Origin of the sequence: Cellulomonas sp. S1-8 (assembly GCF_026184235.1) — a bacterium.
Taxonomy (GTDB): Bacteria; Actinomycetota; Actinomycetes; order Actinomycetales; family Cellulomonadaceae; genus Cellulomonas.
Genome location: NZ_CP110806.1, coordinates 421,891 through 442,031 on the forward strand (window position 1 = coordinate 421,891; position 20,141 = coordinate 442,031).

Below are 20,141 nucleotides of genomic sequence, written 5' to 3' on the forward strand. Positions count from 1 at the left end.
CCCTGACTGCGGAAGTGGGCACTTCTTCGCACTGGGATCACGAGAAGTGGGCACACACGTGACCACTCCGCCCCGAGGCGCGCGGGGGTGCCACCATGGCGTCGTGACCGAGCCGCTGCCGATCGATCTCGCGCACCACACCGGGTTCCTCGTGCGCCGCACCCAGCAGGTGCACCTCGCGGCCTGGGCGCAGGAGGTGGGTCCCCGGCTGACGAACGTGCAGTTCGGTGTGCTGAACGTCCTGCACATCCGCGGTGAGGCCAGCCAGCGCGAGCTCTGCGACGACCTCGACCTCGACAGGTCGACCGTCGCCGGGCTCGTCGCGCGGCTGGAGGCGCGTGGTCTGGTCGCCCGCGTGCGGGCCGACGCGGACCGACGGCGCAACGTCGTCCGCCTCACCGACGACGGGCTCGACGTGCTGCGAGGCATCGTCTCGTCGGTCGCGCGCGTGGACGCGGTGCTGACGTCCGCCCTGACCCCGCAGGAGCGGGAGACGCTGCAGCGGCTGCTCACGAAGATCCTGGGGGACGACCGGGCGGGCGCTCCGGGCGGCGGGTCGCCGTAGCGCGCGGCCACGGATGGCGGGCCCCGTGAGCGGCAGCGTCGATGCACGTAACGCGCCGGGGCTCACGGAGCCGCCCACGAGGGGCGCGGGTAGCGTGGGTGAGATGCCCGCATCGCCGCCACGCCGTCTGCTCGAGTGGTACGCCGACCAGCCCCTGCTCCGGGCGGTGCTGCCCGGAGTGCTGCTCGTGGCTCTCGGCCTGCTCGTCTTCGGGGCCATGCTCGAGGCGGTCCAGGAGCGCGACGACTTCTCCCTGTTCGACCGGCCGGTCCTGGAGCTCCTGGTCGCCATGCGCAGCGACGTCGCCACCGCCGTCCTCGCCGCGCTGACGTTCGTCACCGGTCCGACGGTGCTGCCGATCATCGTCCTCGTCGCGTGCGTGGCCTGGGGCCTGCTCCGGCGCGAGTGGTGGCGGCCGCTCCTGCTCGCCGGTGCCATGGTCGGCTCCACGCTGCTCTCGCTCCTGGTCAAGGGCATCGTCGCCCGGCCACGCCCGCCGGAGGAGACGATGTACATCCCCGGCTCGGAGACGACCGGGTCGTTCCCGTCCGGCCACACCATCGGGACGGCGACCTTCCTGCTGGTCGCCGGGTACCTCGTGGCGAGCCGGCACCGCACACGGCGGGTCGTCGTCGGCTGGCTGGTCGGCGGCGTCGTCGGTGCCGCGGCGGTCGCGCTCAGCCGCCTGTACCTCGGCTACCACTTCCTGACCGACGTCGTCGCGGCGGCCGGTCTGGCCGTCGTCGTGCTCGGCGTCGTCACGATCGTGGACCGGATCCACGTCGTGCACGGCCTGCCACCGAGCGAGCCGGAGCCCGGCTGGAGCCCCCAACCTCCACCCGAGCTCAAGCACCCGTCCCCCGGCCCCTAGCTCCGCCTCCGCGGGACCCGGCCCGGGCCAGCGTGCCGGTTGTGGTCACAGATACGACCACAACCGCCAGGTCCGAGGTGCAGGTGCGACCACTTTCCGAGCTTCACGAGGTGCGCAGGTGGTTAGGTCAGGCGGGCGCTCGCGGATGCGCTGGCGTCCGTCGCCGAGGCCTGACCACAGGTGAGCACCCACGTCACCGTGGACGGTCACGGCACCACGACTCGCCCGGTCCACGACCTGAGACCACCACTCCGCGGTCTCGTCGGCGCTGCATCTCACGGGTCGGACCGCGGAGGTGACCCCGGGTCGTCATGCGTCCGAGGGCACCCCTTCCCCCCGCTTCGCCCGCTGGATCTGCCCGTACACGTGCGTCCGCAGCTCGGTGAACCGGGGCAGGGCCCGGGTCGAGAGCTGGTCGCGCGCGGCCGGCAGGTCGATCGCCAGGTCCTCCTGCACGAACGTCGGTGAGCTCGACAGCATGAGCACCCGCTCGCCCAGGTACACCGACTCGTCGATGTCGTGCGTGACGAACAGGACGGTGACACCGAGGTCCTGCCACACCCGCCGGACCAGGTCCTCGAGGTCGGCCCGCGTCTGCGCGTCGACGGCGGCGAAGGGCTCGTCCATGACGAGGATCTCCGGCTGGTAGGCCACGGCGCGGGCGATCGCCACACGCTGCTGCATCCCTCCGGAGAGCTGCCACGGGTACGTGTCCAGCGCGTGCCCGAGGCCGACCTCCTCGACCGCCCGGTCCACCGCGGCCGCCCGCTCGCCGCGCGCAACCCCTTGCGCCTTGAGCGGCAGCGCCACGTTCTCGCGCACCGTGAGCCACGGGTAGAGGCTGCGCCCGTACTCCTGGAACACCAGGGCCATCTTCTTCGGCGGCGCGGTGACCTCGGCGCCGTGGAGCAGGACGGAGCCCGACGTCGGCGGCAGCAGGCCGGACAGGCACTTGAGCAGCGTCGTCTTGCCGCACCCCGAGGGCCCGACGATGCAGACGAGCTCACCGGGCATCACGTCGAAGCTGATCGAGCCGATGGCCTCGACCGGTCCCGACGCGCCCTGGTAGGTCTTCTTCAGGTCCCGGACGGACAGCAGGGGCGTGTTCTCAGGCACGGGCGACCTCTCTCGAGCCGTGGTACCAGTGCAGCACCCGTCGTTCGACGAGCTGGAAGACGGCGGCGACCGCGACGCCGACGAGGCCGAGCAGCAGGATGCCGGCCCACATCTCGGGGATCATGTACTGCCGCTGGAAGTAGACGATCTGGTAGCCGAGCCCCGACGACGAGGCGAACATCTCCGAGATCACCATGAGGATCAGGCCGATCGACAGGCACAGGCGGATCCCGGCCATGATCTGCGGGCTCGCCGCCGGCAGGACGACGTAGCGGTAGGCCAGGACCCCGCGGATCCGGTACGACCGCGACGTGTCCGTGAGCACGGGATCGGTCCCGCGGACGCCCTCGATGGTGTTCAGCAGGACGGGCCACACGCTCCCCGACACGATCACCGCGAGCCGCATCGTGTCGTCGATCCCGAGCAGCAGCATGAGGACGGGCACCAGCACCACGGGCGGGATCGCCCGGAAGAACTCCAGCATCGGCTCCAGCAGGGCACGCAGCCACGGCGTCGCACCGATCGCGGTGCCGGCGACGATGCCGATGACGATCGCCAGGAGCACCCCGACCGCGAACCGGCCCAGGCTCGGCAGGACGTCGCCGGTGATCGTCTCGGGGGCCAGCCAGGTGGTGACGAAGGCGTCGAGCACCTTCGACGGCGCGGGGTAGTAGAGGTTCGTCGTGCCGCGGGTGGCCAGCGCCCAGGCGGCGACGAGGAGCACGGGCAGCCCGGCGGCGTAGCCGAACGAGACGAGCGCGCGACGCGCGGCGGTCATCAGGCGACCCCTTCCGAGCGGACCGACGGGTGCCAGTGCAGCACCCGGCGCTCGACGAGGCGGGTGGCGAGGTTCACCAGGAGCCCCAGTCCGCCGGTCACCAGGACGAGGGCGTAGAGACCCGGCGCGTCGGGCGCGGAGCGGTAGACGTCGATCTGCCGGCCGATCCCCGGGTTGCCGATGACCAGCTCCGCCGTGATCGTCAGGACCAGGGCGATCGACGCCGCGAGCCGGAACCCCGTGATGACGTACGGCAGGGCCGTCGGCAGGACGACGTGGCGCAGGCGCGCCAGACGCCCCAGACCGAAGCTGCGGGCGGTGTCGTCCGCGACGGTGTCGACGTCCCCGATGCCGTACAGGACCTGGATGAACACCTGCCAGAACGGCGCGTAGACGACGATCACCAGCGCCGCCTCCCGCGACAGGCCGGCCACCAGGACCGCGAGCGGGATGATCGCGACCGACGGGATCGGGCGCAGGAACTCGACCGTGCTGTGCGTCGCCCGGCGCAGGAACGGGACCAGGCCGATCACCGTGCCGGCGACGATCGCCGCGACGACCGCGATGCCGAGGCCGAGGGCCCAGGTGACGACCGTGTCGCCGAGGGCCGACCAGAAGGAGGGGTCGCCGAGCTCGGTGACCAGGCGCGCGGCCGTCGTGGAGAACCGCGGGAGGTACGCGGGGTCGACGACCTCGGCCCACGCCACGAGCTCCCAGGTGAGGGCGAAGCCGACGACCCCCAGGATCCCGAGCGCGGCCCCACGCCTCACTCGACGACGAGGGCGTCGAGGTCCGGGGCCGACTCGAAGAACTCGTGCTCGACGGCGAGGTCGGCCAGGCCCTGCAGCACCTCGCGGTCGATCTGCGTGGTGAAGCGGGGCAGTGGCAGGCCCATCGCGGCCTCCTCGGGCAGCGACATCTCGTCCACGAGCGACTGGCGCATGGTCTCGTCGTTGTCCTCGGCCCACGCGAACGCGGCCGTGAAGGCGTCGCGCACGGCCTGGACCAGCTCGGGGTCGTCGGTCAGGGTGGCGCCGGTGGTCTGCAGGACGAGCGTCGGCAGGCCGGGCAGGACGGCCTGGTAGGGGTCGACGACCCGCGCGCCGCCGGCGCCGACGATCATCGACACGAACGGCTCGGGCACCCACGCGGCGTCGATGTTGCCCGCCTCGAGCTGGGCGGCGGCGTCCGGGAAGGCGACCTCGACGAACTCGATCGTGCTGGGGTCCCCGCCGTCCGCCTCGACCGCGGCCATGATCGTCAGGTCGCCGGCGGCTCCGAGGGAGTTCACGGCGACCTTCTTGCCGGCGAGGTCGGCGGCCGTCGTGATGTCGCTGCCGGCGCCCACGACGACCGAGTTGATGTCGTCGCCCTCGGTGAGGCTTTGCGCGTAGTTGGCGACGATCTTCACGTCCAGGCCCTGGATGCTCGCGCGCATCGCGCCGAACGGCTGGCCGAGGGAGAAGTCGATGTCGCCGTTGATCAGGGCCGGCATGGCCTGCGCGCCGCCCTGGATCGGCTGGACCGTGACGTCGAGCCCGTGCTCGGCGAAGATGCCCTCCTCGACGGCGGCCCACAGGGGTGCCGTCTCGCTGATGCTCAGCGCCCCGATGGTGACGGCGACGGGGGAGTCGGCCTCCGGTGCTGCCGACGACTCGGCCTCGTCCGCGGGTGCGGGCTCCGCGGTGGAGCACGCGGCCAGCCCGAGCGACAGCGCCGCGACGAGCGCCGCCACGAGAGCGGGACGTCGGTTCATGGGGTCCTCAATTCTCCGTTGAATCTCGGGTGACGGGCCCGCCGGACCACGCGCCGTCGGGATCGACCACGCCCGGACCATGCATGACACTCGTCCAGCAATCGTGCAGTTGAATGTCACGTGTGTCAATGCTCCACGGCGCCGTCGGTGCCCGGGATGTCCCCCGACGGCGTGCGAGAATCGCGCGCATGTCGACGCCGTCCGAGGACGCGCTCGAGCGGGGCCGCGCCACGGTCCGGCGACGGCCGGAGCAGCTGCTGCTCGCGTTCACGGGCGAGCTCATGGTGGCCGGCGGGGCGGGCCCCCTGCCGGCGTCCGTGCTGATCGCCGTGCTCGGTGACCTCGGCGTCGGCGAGGCGGCGACGCGCGCGGCGCTGACCCGGATGACGGCCCGCCGGCTGCTCGCCCCCGTGCGCGCCGGGCGCACCGTCTCCTACGTGCTCACGCCGGAGAGCGTCCGGGTGCTGGGGGAGGCGCGGGACCGCGTCTTCGACGACGACCCCTTCGCACCGCGCGGCACGGGCTGGACGCTCGTCAGCTTCTCCGTGCCGGAGAGCCGGCGCGACGTGCGGCACCGCGTGCGCGCGCAGCTGACCTGGGCCGGGTTCGGTCTGCTGCGCGACGGGCTGTGGATCGCGCCGGGTGAGGTCGACGTCGCGCGGGCCCTGGGCGGCGTGCACGACGACGGACGCGACGACGACGAGCTGGAGCTGCTCGCGTTCCGTGCCCACGAGGTCCCCGGGTTCTCGGCTGCGCGAAGCGTCCGGACGGCCTGGCGGCTCGAGGCCATGAGGGCGCGGCACGAGCAGTTCCAGGACCGCTGGCAGGGCGCGGAGCCCGACGCGGCAGGGGCGCTGCGCGACGTCACGGCGCTCGTCGCCGACTGGCTCGACCTGCTGCGGGCGGTGCCGCGACTCCCGCCCGAGCACCTCGCGCCCGACTGGCCGGCCGCGCGGTCGGTCGAGGCGTTCCGCCGCCTGCACGCGGCCCTCGCGGGGCCGGCCCGCGCCGAGCTGGCCCGACGGCTCGAGGGCTGAGCCCGGCCCTGCGCCCGGCGCTCGGACGCCGTCGTTCGACATCCTTCTGACGATCGTCACCAGAATGGTTGACGTCCGCGGGTCGCGACGGGCACGATCGCCACGTCATCGCACCGCCGCGTCGCGAGCGCGGCCCGCCCACGAGGATGTGAGCAGTGGCAGAGGTCCCGTCGCCGTCGTCCGGTGACCTCGATCGCGCCAACTACGCGACGATCTGGGACGCCGTGGCACGCGCCGTACCGGACCGTGTCGCCGTGCGGGCCGACGGCGCGGCGGTCACCTACGCCGCGTTCGAGGAGATGGCCGCGCGCCTGGCCGCGACGTTCGTCGCGCACGGCCTGGGGGTGGACTCGACCGTCGCGATCTTCATGTACAACCGCGTCGAGTACCTCATCACGCTGTACGCCGCGTACAAGATCGGCGCGATCCCGGTCAACATCAACTACCGCTACCACGGCGCCGAGCTCGCCCAGCTGCTCGAGGCCTCGAGCCCTGCCGCGCTCGTCCACCCGAGCAGCCTCGCGGCGGCGGTGCGGGACGCCGCCGGCCACGTCGCGCTCCCCGCGCTCGTCCTCGTCGTGCCGGACGGCGCGCCCGACGGCCCGCCCCCCGACGGGCCCGTCCCCCCGCCCGACGACGTCCCCCCGCCCCCCGGGATGCCCTTCTCCGCGGCCCTCGACGCCGCGCCGCTCCCCCCGCAGCCGCGCGGACCGGAGCACAGGATCTTCATGTTCACGGGCGGCACCACCGGCCGGCCCAAGGCCGTCGTGTGGACCCACGGCAACCTCTTCGACAGCCAGCTGTACTCGATCTACGGCACCCTGCCCGTCGACCCCCCGGCCTCCCTGGACGACGTCACGGCGATCGCCGCGCGCGAGGACCTGCCCCGGACGGTGTGCCTGCCGCTGCCGCCGATGATGCACGCGACCGCGCTGTTCAACGTCATGAACGCGGTGGTCCTCGGGGGCACCGTGGTGTTCCTGCCGACGGCGCGGTTCGACCCGCGTGCGGCGCTGCGGGCCGTCGAGGAGCACGGAGTCACGCGTCTCGTCGTGGCGGGCAACGCCGTCGTCGGGCCGCTCGTCGACGTCCTGGACGCGGGGGACGGCGCGGACGTCTCCGGGCTCACGACCGTCCTCAGCTCCGGCATGGTGTGGTCCGACGACCTCAAGCGGCGCCTGCTCGCCCACGCCCCCGGGGCGACGCTGATCGACATCGTCGGGTCGAGCGAGGGCGGGCCGTTCGCCTACGGCGTGGTGCGGGGGCCCGACGACCTGCCGAGCCGCCCCCGCCTCGCGCCCGGCGCCGTCGTCCTGTCGCCCGAGCTCGAGCAGGTGCAGGACGTGGTCGGGGCGACGGGGGTGCTCGCCTACCGCGGCCCGATGCCGCTGGGGTACCACGGGGACCCGCGGCGTACCGCGGAGACGTACCCCGAGATCGACGGGGTGCGCCACGTGATGCCGGGCGACTACGTCCGGGTGCTGGGTGACGGCTACGTCGAGCTGCTCGGCCGCGGCTCGGGCGTCGTCAACACGGGCGGGGAGAAGGTGTTCCCCGGCGAGGTCGAGCAGGTGCTGCTCGCGCTGCCGGGCGTCGTGGACGCGGTCGTCCTCGGTCTGCCGGACCCGCGCTGGGGCGAGGTGGTCACGGCGGTGGTCGTCGTCACCCCCGGCACCGTCCTGACGGCCGGGCAGGTGCAGGACGAGGTGGGCCGGCGGCTGGCCGGCTACAAGAAGCCGCGGCGGCTGTACGTGGTCGACGAGCTCGCGCGCAGCCCTAGCGGCAAGGTCGACATGCACCGGCTGCGGCGACGCATCGCCGACCTGAGCGAGGTGCCGCCCCCCGCGGACCCGGGCCCCGACCCCGCCCCCGACTCGGCCCCAGGCCCCCCGGAGAGGACCCGATGAGGTTCACCGACGCGCACATCCCGTTCGGCATGAGCTGGACCTCGCCCTTCGCCAAGTGGCAGGGGCCGCTCGCCGAGCTCAACAGCCTGGACATGGCGGTCGACGTCACCGGCCGCGCCCTGGCGGACCGGGGGCTGCCGCCCGAGGAGATCACCGAGTGGACCCTGGGGTGCACCGTCCCCCAGCAGCACTCCTTCTACGGCGTCACCCTCGTCTCCCGCCGCCTGGGGGCCGGTGACCACGGCGGGCCGTGGATCTCCCGGGCCTGCGCGACGTCGGCGGCCGTCATCGAGCACCTCGCCACCCAGGTGCAGCTGGGCGCGCACACGACGACGATCGGCGTGATCACGGACCGCACCAGCAACGGCCCGCTCATGCTCTGGAGCAGCGGCCGGGGGCCCGGCGGCGCACCGGTGAGCGAGCACTGGGTGCTGGACCCGATGACGCTCGACCCCACCACGGGCCAGAGCATGAACGACACCGCCGAGAACACCGCGCGGGCCGCGGGCTACACCCGCGAGCAGGTCGACGAGGTCGCGCTGCTGCGCTACGAGCAGTACCGCAGCTCGCTCGCCGACGACCGCGCGATCCAGCGCGCGTACATGGTGCCCGTCCGCATCCCGGGGCGCCGGGGGGACGACTGGCTCGAGGCGGACCACGGGGTCTTCCCGACGACGGCCGAGGGCCTGGCCCGGCTGCGCCCCGTGGCGCCCGACGGCGTCGTGACGTTCGGCGCGCAGACGCACCCGGCCGACGGGTGCGCCGGTGTGGTCGTCGCGAGCGCCGCACGGGCACGCGAGCTCGGCCGCGACGGGGTCACCGCGCAGGTCCTGGCGACGGGGTTCGCCCGCGCCGAGCCCGCGTACATGCCGCGGGCGCCCGTGCCCGCCGCCCTGCGCGCGCTCGCGGACGCGGGCCTGGAGGTCGCCGACGTGGACGTGGTGACGACGCACAACCCGTTCGCGGTCAACGACCTGTGGTTCGCCGAGCAGACCGGCTACCCGCTGGAGCGGATGAACCCGTACGGGTCCTCGCTGGTCTACGGCCACCCGCAGGGTCCGACCGGCGCCCGCGCCGTCACCGAGCTCGTCCACGCCCTGCACGCCCGCGGCGGCGGCGTCGGCCTGTTCACCGGCTGCGCCGCCGGCGACTCGGCCGGGGCCGTCGTCGTCCGGGTCGACGGATGACCGCCCCCGTCCCGCCCACCACCCTCACGAGAGCGAGCGACCGATGACCCCAGAGCCCGCAGCCCCCGAGCCCGCAGCCCCCGAGCCCGCAGCCCCCGCGTCCCCAGCCCCCACGACCCCCGGCCTGACGCTGGTCGCCCTGCCCGACCTGGCGTCGATGGCCGGGACGACCTTCGGCCCGTCGTCCTGGCGCACCATCACCCAGGAGCAGGTCGACCGGTTCGCCGACCTCACGGGCGACCACAACCCGATCCACCTCGACCCGCAGTACGCGGCGGGCACGCCGTTCGGCGGCACGATCGTCCACGGCTACCTCACCCTGGCCCTCGTGGTGCCGCTCATGGCCGAGCTCGTCGAGGTGACGGGCGTGGGCACCGGCGTGAACTACGGGCTCGACCGGCTGCGGTTCCCCGCGCCGGTGCGGGTCGGGTCGCGCATCCGCGTGACGTCGACGCTGACGTCGGTCACCGACGTGCCCGGCGGGTACCAGGCGGTCTTCGAGAACACGTTCGAGGCCGAGGGGCAGGCCAAGCCCGCCGCGGTCGCCGTCATGATCGTGCGGTACTACTCATGAGCGGGACGATGGGCATCGACCTGACCGGACGCGCCGCCGTCGTGACCGGGAGCGGGCAGGGGCTGGGCCGGGCGTACGCGCGGGCACTGGCCGCCGCCGGGGCCGGGGTGGTCGTCAACGACGTGAACGCCGAGGCGGCGCAGGCGACGGTCGACGCGATCGTCGCCGACGGCGGGTCGGCCGTCGCGGTCGTCGCACCCGTGGGTCCCACGGCGACGGCCGACCGGCTCGTCGCCGCCGCGGTCGAGGCGTTCGGACGGCTCGACGTGCTCGTCACCAACGCCGGTGTGCTGCGTGACCGTGTGCTGTGGAAGACGACCGACGAGGACTTCGACCTGGTGATCGACACGCACCTGCGGGGGACGTTCACCTGCGCCCGGGCCGCCGCCGTCCACATGCGCGAGCGCGGGGAGGGCGGCCGGATCGTGCTCGTGGGCTCGCCAGCCGGTCAGCACGGCAACTTCGGTCAGACGAGCTACGCGGCCGCCAAGGCGGGCGTCGTCGCCATGGCCCGGACGTGGTCGCTCGAGCTGGCGCGGGCCCGGATCACCGTGAACGCCGTCGTGCCGACCGCGATTACGGCGATGACCGCGACCATCCCCGTCTACGCGGACGTCGCCGCGGCGTACGACCGGGGGGAGCCCCTGCCGCGGGTGGTGCGCCAGGAGCACGCGCTGGGCGGACCGGAGGACGTCGCGCCGCTCGTGGTCTGGCTCGCCTCCGACGCGTCCGCGGACGTCACCGGGCAGGCCATCGGCATCGGCGGGGACAAGCTGTCCGTCTACTCCGTCCCGCAGGAGCGGGGTGTCGCGTTCCGTGAGGGCGGGTGGACGGCCGAGGCGATCGCCGCGTCGTGGGAGAGCGAGTTCGCGCCGCACGTCCAGCCCAGCGGGATCACGCTGCCCCCGCTCGACCTGACGTGACCGGCGCGGGTCGCGGACCCGGCGGGTCGGAGACGACGGAGAACTGGACGACCCGGTCGGCGAGCTCGGGCGAGTAGGCGCCGATCACCTGCCGGACCCGCACCGAGGCGGGTGCGCCCAGCTGCTCGTAGGTGTCCCGGAACAGGTCCCGCGCCCGGTCCCGCGGCCAGTCCGTGGGCAGCAGCCGGCGGGGCAGGTCCGGGTCCAGGCCCGGGAAGGCCCGCCAGGCGTCCATGAGCTCGGTCCGCCTGACGAGCGCGTCGACGGGGGAGATGGCGCCCTTGCCCAGTGCGGCGTGCGTCGGCTCCCAGGCGGCCACGAAGGTGCGGTAGAGGTCCGCAAGGCCGTCGAGGTCCCAGGCGCTCTGGGGGGCCAGGGTCGCGCCGGGCAGCGCGGGGGAGGTGGCGACGAAGGCGGTGGCGTGGGTGACGCCGAGGTCCCCGAGCTCGGCGAGCGCCTGGTCGTGGCGCGGGTGCGGGGAGATCCACAGCGCGTCGTAGAGGGGTGCGAAGCCGAGCCAGCGCAGCCGCGTGCGCAGCGCCTCGCGGGCCGAGCGGTTCGTCTCCGGCACCGAGAAGGCCACGAGGCTCCACCGGCCGTCCCAGTCGGCCCCGTCCCCGGCGCCGAAGGCCACGATGCGCTCGGCGCCCTTGCGCATGACGGCCTGGGCGCGCGGGGTCAGCGCGTAGAACGTGTGGCGGCCGCTGCGGGTCGAGACGAGCAGCAGGTGCTTGACCATGCGGCTGAGCGCGGCCCGCGCGGCCACGTCGCTGACACCGAAGTCGGCGAGGAGGTCCACGAGCGCGGCCGACGGCAGCGGGTCCTCCTGGCCCCACCAGTAGTCGCCGAGGAGAGTCAGGAGCAGGCTCGGCGGGGAGCCCTGACGGGTGCGCGGCGTGCTCGTGCCGCCCTCGCTCGTCCCAGCCACGTGCTGCTCCCCTCCCGCCGGTCGCCTCCCGCTGCGGCAATGCTTGACACATTCTACGCCGCCCGCAGATAGTGATGTCACATTCACCACCAGCTCGGGAGCCACGACGATGAGGCTAGCCAGCACCGTCGACGCACGCCTGCACGTCGTGCTGAGCGACCGGTCGGTCGACGTGACGGACGCGCTCGGGCTGCGGCCCGGCGCGGGCGGTCCCCTGCTGGCGTTCCTCGACGACGGCGGGTCGATCGCCGAGCTCCAGGCGCTCGACCTCGACGCGTGGCCGTCGCAGCCGCTCGACGTCGGCCGGCTCGCGGCACCGATCGCGCGGCCGGGCAAGGTGGTCGGCGCCCCCGTCAACTACCGCGACCACCAGGCCGAGATGGGCGAGCAGCGCACCATCGCCGACTACGGCGTCTTCCTCAAGGCGAGCTCGTCGGTCATCGGGCCGGCCGAGCAGATCCGGCTGCCGTACCTCGACGTCCGCACCGACCACGAGGGCGAGCTGGGGGTCGTCATCGGGCGGACCGCGAGCCGCGTCCCGGCCGAGCGCGCCCTGGCCCACGTCTTCGGGTACGCGCCCGTCCTGGACATCACCGTCCGCTCCGGCGAGGACCGCTCGACCCGCAAGTCCTTCGACACGTTCACGCCCTTCGGCCCGTGGGTGACCACCGCCGACGAGGTCCCGGACCCCGGGGCGCTCGACCTGCGCTGCTGGGTGGACGGCGAGCTGCGGCAGCACGCGTCCACGGCGGACCTGCTCTACGACGTGGCCGAGCTCATCGCCTACACGAGCCACGTCATGACGCTGCACCCCGGTGACATCATCGCGACGGGCACCCCCGCCGGCGTCGGCCCGATCGCTGCCGGGCAGCGGGTCACGGTCGAGATCGAGGGCCTCGGTCGTCTCGACGTCGGCGTCACGGACGACGGCGCGATCGCGTACGCCGACCGGCCGGGCCCTCGGTGACGGCGGTCCGGCCGGCGGCCGACCCCGCCCCGCACGCACGCGCGGGGCACCCGCTGGACGTGATGTTCCGTCCGGCGAGCATCGCCGTCGTCGGCGCCTCCGCCCGGCCGGGCAAGGCCGGCCACGCGATGGTCCAGGCGCTGCGGCACTTCCCCGGCACGCTCCACCCGGTCAACCCGCGCGGCGGTGAGGTGCTCGGGCACCCGGTCCTCACGTCGCTGCGCGAGTCCTCGGGCGTGGACCTCGCCGTGCTCGTCGTCCCGCCCGAGGCGGTCCCGGCGGCGCTCGAGGACGCCGGCGACGCGGGCGTGCGCGCCGCCGTGGTGTGCGCGGGCGGGTTCGCGGAGTCGGGCCCCGACGGCGCGCGGATCCAGGACCGCGTCGTCCGCGTGGCGCGGGAGGCAGGCATCCGGCTCCTCGGGCCCAACACCTCGGGGTTCATGAACCCGGTCGACCGGACGACCGCCAACTTCATGCCGTCCGTCGCCGACCTCGCACCGGGCTCGGTGAGCGTCGTGGCGCAGTCCGGCGGCGTGAACCTCGTCCTCGCGTTCCTGCTGGCCCGCGCGGGGGTGGGTCTGCGCCTCGGTGCGGGGCTCGGCAACGCGGTCGACGTCGACTTCCCCGAGCTGCTGGACTTCCTCACCCAGGACGACGCCACCACCGCCGTGGGGCTGCACGTCGAGGGCGTCGCCGACGGGCCCGCGCTGGTCGACGCCCTGCGTCGGACGACCGCGCGCAAGCCCGTCGTGGCGTTCAAGGTCGGCCGGTCCGACGTCTCCGAGTTCGCCCGGTCGCACACCGGTGCGTTGACCGGCTCCTACGGGGTGACCCGCGCGGCGCTGCAGCAGGCCGGGGCCGTCGTCGTCGACAGCCTGGAGGAGATGGTCGCGGCGCTCGTGGCCCTGCGGGCGCTCCGCCTGCCCGCCGCCGACCGCGTCGGCGTCGGGCTGGTCACCGGGCAGGCGGGCCCGGGCCTGGTCGTCACCGACGCGCTCGGCGCGCGGGGCATCGACCTGCCGGCCCTCACCGACGCGACGCAGCACCGCATCGCCACGCTGCTCCCGCCGCTGACCTTCCAGCGCAACCCGGTGGACACCGGTCGGCCGTCGCCGACGTTCGGCGACGTGGTCGCCGCCGTCGCGTCCGACCCGGTCGTCGACGTCCTGGGCGTGTACGCGCTGGACGAGCCCGACGCCCTCGACCCCGTCGCCGCGCTCGGACCGGCCGCGGGCCGCGTGCTCTTCGCGAGCGGGGGACCGCCGGACGCGCTGGCCGAGCGACGCCGCGGGCTGGACGCCGCCGGCATCCCGATGCTCGCGGGCCCGGGGGACCTGGCGACGGCGCTGGCCGCGGTCGTCACCGACGCGCGGGTCCGGGCCGTCGTCGATGCCCCGCCCGTGACGGCGACGCGGACCGTCGGCCGAACGCTCGACGAGGACGAGGCCAAGACGCTGCTCGAGTCGTACGGCGTGCGCACCCCGGCACGACGGGTCGCCGCCGACCGGGCGCAGGCGCACGCGGCGCTCGTGGAGCTGGTGCGGGACGGGCGCCGGGCCGTCGTGAAGGTGCTGGCCGCGGACGTGGTGCACAAGTCCGACGTCGGCGGCGTGCACGTCGGCGTCGGCGACGGCGTCGGCCTCGAACGGGCCCTCGATGCCATCGACGCGATCCCGGCGGACGGTGGGGTGTCGCGCCGGTACCTGCTCGAGGAGCTGGCCGCGCCGGGCGCCGAGCTCCTCGTCGGGGCCGTGCGGGACCCCGTCTTCGGCCCCGTCGTGCTGCTCGGCCTGGGCGGCGTGGCCGCCGAGCTCGGCGGCGAGCCCGTCCTGCGGCTCGCACCGCTGTCGGACGCCCGCGCCCGCGAGATGGTCCGGACGTTGCCGCCCGCCGTCCTGGCGGGCTTCCGCGGTGCCCCACCGGTCGACGTCACCGGCCTCGCCGGGGTGCTGCGCGCCGTCGGCGACCTGATCAGCGAGCACCGCGACGTCACCGAGGTCGACCTCAACCCCGTCCGGATGACGGCCGCCGGCCCGGTCGTCCTCGACGCCGTCGTCCTGGCCGCACCCCCGACAGGAGAGCCGTCATCGTGAGCGCACACCCCGTGGAGGCGGAGCCGGCCGACGTCGACCGCCCCCGCGACGTCCTCGTCGTCGGCGCAGGGCCGGTCGGACTGACCGCCGCGCTCGCGCTGCGCGCCTACGGGGTCCCGGTCACGGTGCTGGAGGCGGGGCCGCAGGGGCGTCAGCGACCCGGCAGCCGGGCGATCTTCACGCACAGCCAGAGCCTGCAGATCCTCGACCGGATCAGCCCCGGGCTCGGCGCCGAGCTCTCCGGGCACGGCGTCTACTGGAACACCCAGCGCACGTTCCACGAGGGCAAGGAGGTGTACGCCAAGACCTTCCCCGACCCGCCCGCCGGGGCGTACCCGCACTTCACGAGCCTGCCGCAGGTCCGGATCGAGGCGTACCTGCAGGCCCGCGCCGTGGCCGCCGGGGTGACGTTCGCGTGGGAGCAGGAGATCGCGGACGTCGCCGCGGACGACCACGGGGTCACGCTCACCACCGCGCAGGGGCGTCGCTGGGACGCGCCGTACGTCGTGGGGGCCGACGGCTCGCGGTCGGCGGTGCGCAAGCAGATCGGTGCGCGGATGGAGGGCAGCAAGGACGACGGCTGGTACGTCGTCGTCGACGTGGCGGAGATCGACGAGCCGACGCTGCCGCGCGAACGGCACTTCCACTACGCCCACCCGGCCGTCGGCGGGCGCAACGTGCTGATCGTGCCGTTCGCCGGTGGGTACCGCGTGGACCTGCAGCTCGTGGAGGGCGACGACCCGGACGAGCTCGCGTCACCGCAGGGGGTGCGGGCATGGCTCGACGCGGTCCTGCCTCCCGGCTACGCCGATCGCACGTCGTGGGTCTCGACCTACCAGTTCCTCCAGCTGGTGGCGCACGACTTCGCCGACCCGCACCGCCGCGTGCTGCTCGTCGGCGAGGCCGCGCACCTCTTCGCACCGTTCGGTGCTCGCGGCCTGAACTCGGGGATCCCGGACGCCGAGGCCGCCGCCATCGCCGTCGCGGCGGCGTCCCGCGCCGCGGGCCCGGCCGCGCGCACCCCGGTCGAGGCGTTCGCGCTCGCTCGTCGCTCCGCCGCCCTGTTCAACCGCGACGCGGCGGGCGAGGCGCTCGCCCACCTGCGCCCCGACGCCGAGGTCGCGGCACGGATCCGGTCGGCCGCCGAGCGTGCCCCGGCCGACACGGACGCCTCGACGTGGCTCGAGAAGGCCCCGTACGGCCCCCGCGGCGTCCCCCGAGCAGACACCCCCTACCGCTACTGACCCCCACCCCACCCCACCCCGCCGACCGCAACTTGACTCCCCGAACGCGGTCCCCATCGGGGAGTCATGTTCCGCTCGCCGGGGGAGGGGGCGCCGACCGGAGCCCCACTCCCCGATTGCGACGCCCTTCGAGGAGCCACGTTCCGCTCGGCGGGGGTGGGCGTCCGCCGACCGGAACCTCGGTCCCGGTAGCCAACGACCTTCGGGGAGTCAGGCAGCGGTCGGGGGGTGTCGGCCGCCCGGTGTCAGTCCTCCGGCGACCAACCGTCGGGCGGGTCTACCGTGTTGCAGAGCTCGAACATCGGCGTGATGCGGTCCACCTGGGCGAACACGTACGCCCCCCAGGCCTGCTGCGCGGTCTCGTCCCAGGTGTCGGGGTCCTCACCGTGCTCCTCGAGCAGCGCGACGGCGTCGGCGGCGCCCGCAGCCATGGCCCGCACGAGGTCGACGTCGTCCAGGTAGCCGGCGTCGGCGTCCGCCGCGACCCGCAGGTGCTCGGCAGCGACGGTGAGTGCGCGCTGCTGCTCCTGGAGCAGTCCGAGATCGTCCCCGGGGAGCGTCATCGCGTCGAGCTCGGCGCACGCGGCGAGCGCCGCGTCGAGCGCGGCCCCCGTCGCCGGCGCCGCGGCGGCTGTCACATCGGGGGTCGTCGTCGCCGTCGCCGCAGAACCCGTCGTGTCTGGGGTCGTCGCTGTCGCATCCGGCTCCGGCATCGAACCCTCGGGAGCCGGGCCGGCGCACCCCGCCAGGGCCAGCGCCACGCCGAGCACGCAGGCGAGGGGGAGGCGTCGGGTGGTCGTCATGGCACTCCTCGATCGGGCGGCCGGCTCCCGGGTCCCGGTCGAGCCGCACCTGTCCATCGTCAACGGCGGCGCCGGACTGGAGGGTGCGGCGCCGACTCGCCCTGGGCCGGCGCTGCCGTCGCCTGCCCCTGCGGGCAGGACGCACCGACCGGCCCGGCGGTATCCTGAGGCGGTCCCACGGGGGGAGGACGCCGGTGTCCGATCGCCTTCGAGCGCACCCGGAGCCGCGGTACGCGCGCGGGCGGGGCGCACCTGCCGCTCGACGGAGCACGTCCGGGTCGTGGGCCGCCGATCTCCCGGGCCTGCCGCGCGACGCGGGCAACGCCGCGGTGACGCGTGCGCTCGCGCCGTCCGGCGGAGCAGCCGCGGCCGCGCGCCACGTTGCGGCGGACGACGGGGCCGGCGCGACGCACCGGGCCGGTGAGCTCAGGACGACGGTCTCGGTCGACATCCGCCGTGAGCCGCAGCGACCGGATGCCTCGACGATCGACGGAGACACCCCCCGGACGCCCCGGCGCCGCTGGGGCGCGACGGCCGACCACGACGCGTCGGAGGAGGTCGTCGACGACGGGGTCAGCGCGGAGGTCGTCGATGCCGCCCTCCTGGCGCAGGTCGTCGTCCCGACCGAGGTGGAGCCCGGGCAGACGGTGCGGCTCCCGGACATGGTCGTCCCCGGCGACCTCCTGGCACCCGAGCAGGACACCATCGGCGCCGCGATCACGTACGCGCCGACGCTGGCCCAGTCCGGCGCGGTCTCGCCCTTCGGCTCGACGCGGTGGAGCACGTTCTCCATCACGGGGACGACCGTCACGCCGTCGCCGGGCGCCTACAGCGTCTCGTTCACCCTGGTCAACCCCATCACGTACAACGTCGCGTCCGGCGGGAAGACCGACATCCCGTCCGAGACCTCCGCGGCCATCACGCACGCGAACTTCGCGACCGTCGCGAGCGACCTCACGCCGAACATGGGCGACCTCGGGGGACGTCCGCCGCGGACCCAGTTCTGGGCCGAGGACCTCACGCTCCGCCACGAGAACTTCCACGCGAGGGAGCGGCAGGGGTTCGCCACGACCGGTGCCCAGGTGGCGCAGGCGTGGCTCTCGAGCCAGACCGCCACGTCGATCGTCGACATCGTCCGGCTGGTCGCGCAGGTCCCCGGGCGGGTCATCGCCTCCTCCCAGGCGGCAGCGGGGGACCTCCAGACGAAGGAGTCGCGGGCGTACGGTGACGGTCTGGCGGCGTACCGGGGGCGGGCGGACGCCGTCCGCGCCCGCGGCGCGAGCGGCAGCTACCCGGGCGCGCCGCCGCCGCCCGCCCCACCGGCAGCGACGCCGTGAGGGGCATGCCGGACTGCTGCACGACGAGGGGAGCCCGCTCGTGAGCGAGCACACCGGCGAGCCGATCCGGCTCCCCGACATCGAGTACACGGGACCGGACCTCAACCTGCCCGCACCGCCGGACGACCTGGAGTACACCGGGCTCGAGGACTGGAAGTCCGACACGATCCTGGCGCTCAACGGCATCGGCGGCGACGTCGACGCGCTCCGCACAGCCCTGGAGACGCAGCGCGACGCGCTGCTGTCGGCGGCGGCGCACGCGAGCTGGAGGTACCCCGCCCTGGCGGACCGGCTGCGCGGCCTGCTCGACGACCCGGACGACGCGGTGCGGGTCGACGCGGCGTACGCGCTCGCCCGGCAGGGCGACCTGGCCGCCGTCGCGGCGCTGCAGGACGCGCTCGAGCGGCCCGTCGGCCCTTACCTCAGCCCGCTGACCGCGGCCGGCTACCTGGCGCAGCTCGGCGACCCGGTCGGCTACCCGCTCGTGCGCGACGCGCTGGGCGACGTCGACCGCGCCGTGAACATGCTGGCCTGCAAGCAGCTGCTCTTCTTCCTGCCGCTCGACGGGCGGACCGGCGGTGCGACGACGGTGGATGCCGCCGCGCTGTTCACCCGGGCGTTCGCCGATCCCGATCCCGACATCGGCGAGCAGGCCCGCGCGGAGCTGGAGCGCTCGCCGCTCCCGGCCGCCGCCCGTCTGCTGGCGGACGGCGCGCGCTGACGGCCCCGAGGTGCCGCCGGACGGCCGGGTCGGCTCCTACGCTGTCGCCCATGACCAGCACGACGCGTCGGGTGCGAGTCGCACGCCGCCGCCGGCGTCGGCTGAGCCGGGTCGAGAACGACCTCACCGACCTGCAGTGGCGTGCCATGCAGGCCGCGTGGGGCGGCTGCGCCTACTGCGAGGTGACGGGCCGTCCGCTGCAGCGGGACTGCGTGCTCCCGATCTCCCGTGGAGGTCGGTACACGCTCGACAACGTGGTCCCGGCGTGCGGCTCGTGCAACGCGAGCAAGTGCAACGCGGAGGTCACGACGTGGCTCCGGCGCAAGAAGCTCGACGAGCGCGCGTTCCTGCTGCGCCACGCGGAGGTCCGGCGGGGCCTCGCGGAGCAGTCGCCCGGCGACCTGCCGTCGCCGGACGACATCGGCTGACCCGTCGGTTTGCGCCTCAGCTGCCCTGGCCCATGCTCCACATCGCCCAGGTCTGCGTCCGCATCTCGCGCGGCTGCTGCAGCGTCGTGACGATCGCGTGGGCCACCATCTCCGGGCGCAGGTACTCCGCGAGCGACGGGTCGCCCTCGGTCCGGCCCTTGCCGATCGCGAACTCCGTCTCGACCCCGGCGGGGTTGATCGTGGTGACGCGGATCCCCTTCTCGCGCAGCTCGCGGTCGATGCCGCCGGCGAAGCCCTGCTGGGCGAACTTCGTCCCGGCGTAGACGGCCTCGTCGGGCCCTGAGCGGAAGCCCGCGACGGACCCCACGATGACGACGTCGCCCGCACCGGAAGCGAGCATCGGCGGGAGGGCGGCGCGGACCGTGAAGACGGTGCCGGTGAAGTTGGTGTCGACCATGGTGCGGATGTCCTCGTCGCTGCCGTCGAGGACGGAGCCGTACGAGCCGATGCCCGTGTTGGCGACCACGGAGTCCAGCCGGCCCCAGGTGTCGAGGGCCGCCTGCACGAGGCGGGCGTTGTCGGCGGGCTCGCGCACGTCCATCTGCACGGGCACGACGCGGTCGCGGCCCAGCTGCTCGGCGAGCTCGGTGAGCCGCTCGAGCCGGCGAGCCCCGACGACGACGTTCGCGCCCGCGGCGACCAGGGCCTCGGTGGTGGCACGTCCGATGCCGGCGGAGGCACCGGTGACGGCGACGACGGTCCCGGTGAGGTCACGAGGCTGCATGAGGGTCATGCACGCGACGGTAGTCACCTGGGGGGAGCGGCGCGCGGGCAGGGGTGCGGGCCGCGCACTGCCTGGCTACTGCAACACCTACTGCAACACACCCGTTCTCCAGTAGATGTTGCAGTAGGTGTGTCGTCACGTCAGCCGCCACGCTGCCCGAG

At 74.5% G+C, this 20,141-nt stretch carries 20 protein-coding genes; 13 read left to right on the forward strand and 7 right to left on the reverse strand.

The features are described 5' to 3' along the window. Positions 1-103 precede the first annotated feature (103 nt). Positions 104-565: a MarR family winged helix-turn-helix transcriptional regulator gene (locus OKX07_RS01955; protein ID WP_265630193.1), complete on the forward strand. Its 462-nt coding sequence runs from the start codon at positions 104-106 to the stop codon at positions 563-565. 103 nt (positions 566-668) lie between these two features. Then, positions 669-1,436, forward strand: coding sequence for a phosphatase PAP2 family protein (locus tag OKX07_RS01960; protein WP_265630194.1), 768 nt, complete (start codon positions 669-671; stop codon positions 1,434-1,436). A gap of 309 nt (positions 1,437-1,745) precedes the next feature. Here the strand turns inward: OKX07_RS01960 and OKX07_RS01965 are convergent, their stop codons facing one another. From OKX07_RS01965 to OKX07_RS01980, 4 genes are read right to left on the reverse strand one after another with little or no spacing between them, the layout of a single operon-like run. Then, positions 1,746-2,552: an ABC transporter ATP-binding protein gene (locus tag OKX07_RS01965; RefSeq protein WP_265630195.1), complete on the reverse strand. Its 807-nt coding sequence runs from the start codon at positions 2,550-2,552 to the stop codon at positions 1,746-1,748. Then, on the reverse strand, positions 2,545-3,330 hold the full coding sequence (locus tag OKX07_RS01970) for an ABC transporter permease (RefSeq protein WP_265630196.1): 786 nt from the start codon (positions 3,328-3,330) through the stop codon (positions 2,545-2,547). The genes OKX07_RS01965 and OKX07_RS01970 overlap by 8 nt, the downstream gene beginning before the upstream one ends. After that, on the reverse strand, positions 3,330-4,100 hold the full coding sequence (locus OKX07_RS01975; RefSeq protein WP_265630197.1) for an ABC transporter permease: 771 nt from the start codon (positions 4,098-4,100) through the stop codon (positions 3,330-3,332). Before OKX07_RS01975 ends, OKX07_RS01970 begins: the two co-directional genes overlap by 1 nt. Then, complete coding sequence (locus tag OKX07_RS01980; RefSeq protein ID WP_265630198.1) at positions 4,097-5,086, reverse strand: ABC transporter substrate-binding protein; 990 nt, start codon at positions 5,084-5,086, stop codon at positions 4,097-4,099. The genes OKX07_RS01975 and OKX07_RS01980 overlap by 4 nt, the downstream gene beginning before the upstream one ends. Positions 5,087-5,274: 188 nt before the next feature. Between OKX07_RS01980 and OKX07_RS01985 the strand changes: the two genes are divergently transcribed. The 5 genes from OKX07_RS01985 to OKX07_RS02005 all read left to right on the forward strand — a co-directional run bounded on the left by OKX07_RS01985 (position 5,275) and on the right by OKX07_RS02005 (position 10,714). After that, positions 5,275-6,123 carry a PaaX family transcriptional regulator C-terminal domain-containing protein gene (locus tag OKX07_RS01985; RefSeq protein ID WP_265630199.1) on the forward strand — a complete coding sequence of 283 codons (849 nt, stop codon included), beginning with the start codon at positions 5,275-5,277 and terminating at the stop codon, positions 6,121-6,123. A 155-nt stretch (positions 6,124-6,278) separates the two neighbouring features. Continuing rightward, positions 6,279-8,030 (forward strand): AMP-binding protein, encoded by a 1,752-nt coding sequence (locus OKX07_RS01990; protein ID WP_265630200.1) that lies wholly within the window; start codon positions 6,279-6,281, stop codon positions 8,028-8,030. Further along, complete coding sequence (locus OKX07_RS01995; protein WP_265630201.1) at positions 8,027-9,217, forward strand: thiolase family protein; 1,191 nt, start codon at positions 8,027-8,029, stop codon at positions 9,215-9,217. The genes OKX07_RS01990 and OKX07_RS01995 overlap by 4 nt, the downstream gene beginning before the upstream one ends. A 157-nt stretch (positions 9,218-9,374) precedes the next feature. Beyond that, a complete protein-coding gene (locus OKX07_RS02000; RefSeq protein ID WP_265631776.1) occupies positions 9,375-9,791 on the forward strand; it encodes a MaoC family dehydratase in 417 nt (138 codons plus the stop codon). 14 nt (positions 9,792-9,805) lie between these two features. Further along, positions 9,806-10,714 carry an SDR family oxidoreductase gene (locus OKX07_RS02005; RefSeq protein ID WP_416220859.1) on the forward strand — a complete coding sequence of 303 codons (909 nt, stop codon included), beginning with the start codon at positions 9,806-9,808 and terminating at the stop codon, positions 10,712-10,714. On the opposite strand, the gene OKX07_RS02010 is transcribed toward OKX07_RS02005, so the two are convergent. Further along, positions 10,686-11,642, reverse strand: a complete 957-nt coding sequence (locus OKX07_RS02010) for a PaaX family transcriptional regulator C-terminal domain-containing protein (RefSeq protein ID WP_265630202.1) — start codon at positions 11,640-11,642, stop codon at positions 10,686-10,688. The genes OKX07_RS02005 and OKX07_RS02010 overlap by 29 nt on opposite strands. Before the next feature lie 109 nt (positions 11,643-11,751). On the opposite strand from OKX07_RS02010, the gene OKX07_RS02015 reads away from it, so the two are divergent. The 3 genes from OKX07_RS02015 (at position 11,752) to OKX07_RS02025 (ending at position 15,946) form a co-directional block, all read left to right on the forward strand. After that, on the forward strand, positions 11,752-12,609 hold the full coding sequence (locus OKX07_RS02015; protein ID WP_265630203.1) for a fumarylacetoacetate hydrolase family protein: 858 nt from the start codon (positions 11,752-11,754) through the stop codon (positions 12,607-12,609). Positions 12,610-12,671: 62 nt separating this feature from the next. Next, positions 12,672-14,702: an acetate--CoA ligase family protein gene (locus tag OKX07_RS02020; RefSeq protein ID WP_265631777.1), complete on the forward strand. Its 2,031-nt coding sequence runs from the start codon at positions 12,672-12,674 to the stop codon at positions 14,700-14,702. Next, positions 14,699-15,946 (forward strand): FAD-dependent monooxygenase, encoded by a 1,248-nt coding sequence (locus OKX07_RS02025; protein WP_265630204.1) that lies wholly within the window; start codon positions 14,699-14,701, stop codon positions 15,944-15,946. Before OKX07_RS02020 ends, OKX07_RS02025 begins: the two co-directional genes overlap by 4 nt. Before the next feature lie 245 nt (positions 15,947-16,191). On the opposite strand, the gene OKX07_RS02030 is transcribed toward OKX07_RS02025, so the two are convergent. After that, positions 16,192-16,749: a hypothetical protein gene (locus OKX07_RS02030; RefSeq protein WP_265630205.1), complete on the reverse strand. Its 558-nt coding sequence runs from the start codon at positions 16,747-16,749 to the stop codon at positions 16,192-16,194. A 194-nt stretch (positions 16,750-16,943) separates the two neighbouring features. Here OKX07_RS02030 and OKX07_RS02035 point away from each other — a divergent pair, with 194 nt between their 5' ends. Genes OKX07_RS02035 through OKX07_RS02045 form a run of 3 tightly spaced genes read left to right on the forward strand, consistent with a single transcriptional unit; the run spans position 16,944 to position 19,235 of the window. Next, positions 16,944-18,086 (forward strand): hypothetical protein, encoded by a 1,143-nt coding sequence (locus OKX07_RS02035; protein ID WP_265630206.1) that lies wholly within the window; start codon positions 16,944-16,946, stop codon positions 18,084-18,086. Positions 18,087-18,126: 40 nt separating this feature from the next. Continuing rightward, positions 18,127-18,807, forward strand: a complete 681-nt coding sequence (locus tag OKX07_RS02040) for a HEAT repeat domain-containing protein (RefSeq protein ID WP_265630207.1) — start codon at positions 18,127-18,129, stop codon at positions 18,805-18,807. Positions 18,808-18,857: 50 nt separating this feature from the next. Beyond that, entirely contained in the window at positions 18,858-19,235 is a 378-nt protein-coding gene (locus tag OKX07_RS02045; protein WP_265630208.1) for an HNH endonuclease, read from the forward strand. Positions 19,236-19,251: 16 nt separating this feature from the next. On the opposite strand, the gene OKX07_RS02050 is transcribed toward OKX07_RS02045, so the two are convergent. After that, entirely contained in the window at positions 19,252-19,989 is a 738-nt protein-coding gene (locus OKX07_RS02050) for an SDR family oxidoreductase (RefSeq protein WP_265630209.1), read from the reverse strand. Between the last annotated feature and the right edge of the window lie 152 nt (positions 19,990-20,141).

Bases quoted from the DNA above. Each gene is read 5' to 3' on its own strand.
- OKX07_RS01970 (WP_265630196.1), bottom strand. From the start codon at position 3,330: ATGACCGCCGCGCGTCGCGCGCTCGTCTCGTTCGGCTACGCCGCCGGG.
- OKX07_RS02045 (WP_265630208.1), top strand. From the start codon at position 18,858: ATGACCAGCACGACGCGTCGGGTGCGAGTCGCACGCCGCCGCCGGCGT.
- OKX07_RS02000 (WP_265631776.1), top strand. From the start codon at position 9,375: ATGGCCGGGACGACCTTCGGCCCGTCGTCCTGGCGCACCATCACCCAG.
- OKX07_RS02020 (WP_265631777.1), top strand. From the start codon at position 12,672: ATGTTCCGTCCGGCGAGCATCGCCGTCGTCGGCGCCTCCGCCCGGCCG.
- OKX07_RS02015 (WP_265630203.1), top strand. From the start codon at position 11,752: ATGAGGCTAGCCAGCACCGTCGACGCACGCCTGCACGTCGTGCTGAGC.
- OKX07_RS01985 (WP_265630199.1), top strand. From the start codon at position 5,275: ATGTCGACGCCGTCCGAGGACGCGCTCGAGCGGGGCCGCGCCACGGTC.
- OKX07_RS02030 (WP_265630205.1), bottom strand. From the start codon at position 16,749: ATGACGACCACCCGACGCCTCCCCCTCGCCTGCGTGCTCGGCGTGGCG.
- OKX07_RS01980 (WP_265630198.1), bottom strand. From the start codon at position 5,086: ATGAACCGACGTCCCGCTCTCGTGGCGGCGCTCGTCGCGGCGCTGTCG.
- OKX07_RS02050 (WP_265630209.1), bottom strand. From the start codon at position 19,989: ATGACCCTCATGCAGCCTCGTGACCTCACCGGGACCGTCGTCGCCGTC.
- OKX07_RS01960 (WP_265630194.1), top strand. From the start codon at position 669: ATGCCCGCATCGCCGCCACGCCGTCTGCTCGAGTGGTACGCCGACCAG.
- OKX07_RS01995 (WP_265630201.1), top strand. From the start codon at position 8,027: ATGAGGTTCACCGACGCGCACATCCCGTTCGGCATGAGCTGGACCTCG.